Genomic DNA, 4,871 nt, shown 5'->3' with positions numbered 1-4,871 from the left:
GGGGTTAAAGGTTAAAGGTTAAAGGTTAAAGGTTAAAGGTTAAAGGCAGAGATTAGCTACACCTGAAATCTAATGACTGATGGTTCAATACAACCGCGCGGCATAAAGCCGCGCCTACGTTTTAAAATATAGGAACCAGATCTTAAAGCGCAGGTCCTAGTCACTTCCCTAGTACCCTTGTCTTCCTAGCACCTTTAACCTGTTCGCGGTGGCAAGCCACTCGCCTACAAGCAATTAATTAAACACCGAGATAAACCTTAACACCGTAGGCGTTGAGCTTGCTGACGCATAAATACCGAAACAATATTGAATATCGCGGTGGCAAGCCACTCGCCTACAAGTGATCAATTAAACATCAAAATAAACTTTAACACCGTAGGCGTTGAGCTTGCTGACGCAAAAACACCACATATTGAAACGCGGTGGCAAGCCACTCGCCTACAGTGAATAATTAAACACTGAGATTAACGTTAACACCCGTAGGCGTTAAGCTTGCTGACGCAAAACACCGAAACAATATTGAATATCGCGGTGGCAAGCCACTCGCCTACATAGGCATATACGCAAAAGGTTAATGCCAGGCAAATTGTACAAAACGTAGGAAATGGCTTTAACCATGAATTTTATAATCCCCGCATCATAAAGCCTTCGAGTACCTTTAACCTCTAACCTTCTCTCTTCAACCTTTTAATTTGACATTTTTTATCCTAACCTTGTTTCTAATTTGTATAATTTAATCAACAAGGATCAACCATGAAAATTACCCATCATGGAGCGGTGAATGGGGTTACGGGGTCATGCCATCAGTTAGATTATGATCAACACTCATCGGTGTTGATTGACTGTGGGCTTTTTCAAGGGGAAGACGCCGGGTCAAGTTTAGCTATCAACTTTGATATCTCAACTGTCACTGCGCTGATTGTTACGCATTGTCATATTGACCACGTTGGCCGCATACCTTACTTATTTGCTGCTGGTTTCACTGGCCCTATTTTTACTTCGAAGGCATCGGCGAGTTTATTGCCATTAGTGATTGAAGATGCACTTAAAGTCGGTGTAACGCGAGATCAAAAAATTATTAACGCCTGTTTAAGCTTACTTGCCAAGCGTATTGTCGCTATCGAATTTAATAGCTGGTTTGACTTACCAACCACCAGCAACAAGCCCACCGCGAAAGCTCGCTTACAGCGTGCCGGGCATATTTTAGGCTCCGCCTATGTTGAAATCGATATAAAAACTAAAACTATCAAGGGAAATTCCCATCGCGTAGTATTTTCTGGTGACCTAGGAGCGCCGCATACTCCGCTACTGCCTTCCCCAAAAGCGCCTTACAAAGCCGATACTTTAGTGATCGAGTCAACCTATGGTGATAAAAACCATCAAGGCCGAAAAGAACGCACGCAAACACTGAAAAAGGTGATTGAAAAAGCCGTTGCCGATAATGGCATTGTATTAGTGCCAGCGTTTAGCATTGGCCGTACGCAAGAGTTACTGTACGAACTGGAGCAAATAATTCACAACGCAGCTAAAAATTCACCATGGCAAAATATAGAGGTTATTGTTGACTCCCCTATGGCAGCTAACTTCACCACAGAGTATCGAAAATTTAAAACCCTCTGGGACGATGAAGCAAAAAAACGCTTAGCCAAAGGTCGCCATCCATTAAACTTTGCGCAGTTGCATACTATCGACAGCCACCAAGAGCATATTGCCGTAATTAATTACCTAAGCAAACGCAAACAACCCGCAATTATTCTTGCCGCTAGTGGCATGTGCACCGGCGGACGAATTGTGAATTACCTAGAGCGATTTTTACCTGATGAAACTACCGATGTGATTTTTGTTGGCTACCAAGGCCGTGGCACGCTCGGCCGAGATATTCAAACCTATGGACCAAGTAATGGTTATGTGCATATTAATAACCATAAAATCACCATTAACGCAGCAGTACACACAATCAGCGGCTACATTGCTCATGCAGATCAAAACGGCTTAATAAAATTTGTAACAGGTATGCGTAAAAAGCCCAGCCATATAAAAATAGTCCATGGCGATGATGATGCAAAACAGGCATTAGCCCAAGAGTATCGAGAGGTACTAGGAGAAGGAGTTAAAATTGAAATTGGGGAATCGTTGACGAGCTTCGAGTAGCGGGCTACGAGCAGCCCGGTGTTAAATTTAGTCTAATTCCTAGTCTTTAACCTTTTCATTATTCTGTGTAGCACAGGTTGTGAGATTCTCATGAGCTTTTGATTACATAGATCAATTTCCCAAGCATTCTCCCAATTACTTTGCACTCATTTAATGCGAACTATGTTTGCTCGTGATTGATATAACCAAGCTCAAAAACAATCATAAGCTGCGTTTTTAATTCTCCTACAGAGCCTTTTGCCACAGAAAGAAAATACGCTCTTTCTTTATCGGAATAGCGCTCATAACCTTCCGCTATATTACTCGGAACAGAAACAGCACAGCGACACATTTGATCTTTAAGCCCAAAATCTCGTAAATCATTGAAAACTTGATATACAAATAAACTTAATGAAAAAGATTTCTTCCATACATCTAAATTTTCATATTTCATCACCCCTCCTGGGTTGCTACTCCCTTTCGAAAACGACTAAATAACAATGGAACTATAATTTAACTGCAGGACGTAATATATCACCTCGCAGAACAACCCAGAACCTAATTACTATAATCAGCGGCTACGATGATACGTAGCCCGCAACTCGAAGCTCGAAACCTCAGACATCTAAATTTTACACTGCCTTTAAATGACTTGGTTTTTTAGGGTTAACTAACTCTGCAACAAAGCTTGTAAAGTCAGCACCTAGGTTTTCATCACGCATGCTGTATTCAACAATCGCTTTTAAATAACCTAATTTATCACCACAGTCATGAGCTCGGCCGCTCATATGAAATGCTTCAACCGTTTCAATTTTCATAAGCATATCAATAGCGTCGGTTAGTTGTATTTCACCACCTGCGCCAACCGGAGTTTTATCAAGTAATTGCCAAATAGTTTTTGACAGCACATAACGACCAACTACAGCAAGGTTTGATGGCGCGTCACCAACACTTGGTTTTTCAACCATTGTTTTGATTTTCGCACTTTCACCCGCAGTAATTACAGCGCCATTTATATCAGCAATGCCGTATTTACATACATCTTGCTCAGGTACGGGTTCAAGCATAATTTGGCTTGCTGATGTTGCTTTAAAACGTGCAATCATTGCCGCTAAGTTTTCAGTTTTTTGATCTGCAGTATAAGCATCAAGTATTACATCAGGCAGTAAAACTACAAAATCTTCATCACCAATGATTGGCTTAGCACACAACACTGCATGACCCAAACCTTTAGCTTCACCTTGGCGCACATGTAAAATAGTTACATCAGGCGGGCAAATAGAGCGCACTTCATCAAGTAACTTACGCTTTACGCGTTTTTCAAGTGTCGCTTCAAGTTCAAAGCTAGTATCAAAATGGTTTTCAATCGCATTTTTAGAGCTATGAGTAACAAGCACAATTTCTTTAATACCCGCTGCAACGCACTCATTCACTATGTATTGAATAAGTGGCTTATCAACCAGTGGGAGCATTTCTTTTGGGATTGCTTTAGTCATTGGTAACATACGTGTACCAAGTCCAGCAACTGGGATAACAGCTTTCATAGTTAGTCCTTTATTTAATATTTAATTTAACTTAATCTAACAACACAAAGCTTTATCGGAAGTGAATGTATTCGGGCTTCGAACAACGAGTTCCTAGCTCCTAGTCACTTCCCTAACACCAAGTACCGTTGTCTTCCTAGCACCTTTAACCTTTGACCTGTTCGCGGTGGCAAGCCACTCGCCTACAAGTAATTAAACACCAGAATACAATTTAACACCGTAGGCGTTAAGCTTGCTGACGCGTGTTTATTAACATCTTTATCTTCTCGCCTAAGGTAAAATGTAAAAACGTAGGAAATGGCTTTGACCTGTTCGCGGTGGCAAGCCACTCGCCTACAAGTAATTAATTAAACACCAGAATACAATTTAACACCGTAGGCGTTAAGCTTGCTGACGCAAAAACACCACACCACATTTTAAAACGCGGTGGCAAGCCACTCGCCTACAGGTAATTAATTAAACATCAAAGTAAATTTAACACCCGTAGGCGTTAAGCTTGCTGACGCGTGTTTATTAACATCTTTATCTTCTCGCCTAAGGTAAAATGTAAAAACGTAGGAAATGGCTTTAGGCCTGTTCGCGGTGGCAAGCCACTCGCCTACAAGTAATTAATTAAACACCAGAGTAAAATTTAACACCCGTAGGCGTTAAGCTTGCTGACGCAAAAACACCACACCACATTTTGAAACGCGGTGGCAAGCCACTCGCCTACAAGTGATTTAACACCGAGATAAACCTTAACACCCGTAGGCGTTAAGCTTGCTGACGCACCAACACCGAGCCACATTTAAAACGCGGTGGCAAGCCACTCGCCTACAGGTAATTAATTAAACATCAAAGTAAATTTAACACCGAGACAAACTTTAACACCCGTAGGCGTTGAGCTTGCTGACGCACAAATACCACACCAAATTTTGAATATCGCGGTGGCAAGCCACTCGCCTACAAGTAATTAAACACCAGAATACAATTTAACACCGTAGGCGTTAAGCTTGCTGACGCATGTTTATTCACATCTTTATCTTCTCGCCTAAGGTAAAATGTACAAAACGTAGGAAATGGCTTTAGCCATGAAGTTTATAAACCGCGCGGCATAAAACCGCGCCTACGCTTTAAAACATAGTAGCTAGGTTTTAGGCTCTAGGTCCTAGTCACTTCCCTAGCACCTTTAACCTTTAACCTTTAACCTTTAATCTT

The 4,871-nt window shown here is 41.5% G+C and carries 3 protein-coding genes; 1 reads left to right on the top strand and 2 read right to left on the bottom strand.

The window, feature by feature from the left end:
• Positions 1 to 753: 753 nt before the first annotated feature.
• Entirely contained in the window at positions 754 to 2,151 is a 1,398-nt protein-coding gene (locus H5187_RS22580) for an MBL fold metallo-hydrolase RNA specificity domain-containing protein (RefSeq protein WP_182798393.1), read from the top strand.
• Between the two features lie 160 nt (positions 2,152 to 2,311).
• Here H5187_RS22580 and H5187_RS22575 read toward each other — a convergent pair whose 3' ends face one another.
• Together H5187_RS22575 and galU are read right to left on the bottom strand one after the other, a co-directional pair.
• On the bottom strand, positions 2,312 to 2,584 hold the full coding sequence (locus H5187_RS22575) for a four helix bundle protein (RefSeq protein WP_220491401.1): 273 nt from the start codon (positions 2,582 to 2,584) through the stop codon (positions 2,312 to 2,314).
• A gap of 178 nt (positions 2,585 to 2,762) precedes the next feature.
• Entirely contained in the window at positions 2,763 to 3,674 is a 912-nt protein-coding gene (gene galU, locus H5187_RS22570) for a UTP--glucose-1-phosphate uridylyltransferase GalU (RefSeq protein ID WP_149980576.1), read from the bottom strand.
• Between the last annotated feature and the right edge of the window lie 1,197 nt (positions 3,675 to 4,871).

This window comes from Pseudoalteromonas sp. SG44-1, from assembly GCF_014164315.1.
Taxonomy (GTDB): Bacteria; Pseudomonadota; Gammaproteobacteria; order Enterobacterales; family Alteromonadaceae; genus Pseudoalteromonas; species Pseudoalteromonas rhizosphaerae.
This window is presented reverse-complemented; position numbering and strand designations above follow the sequence as displayed.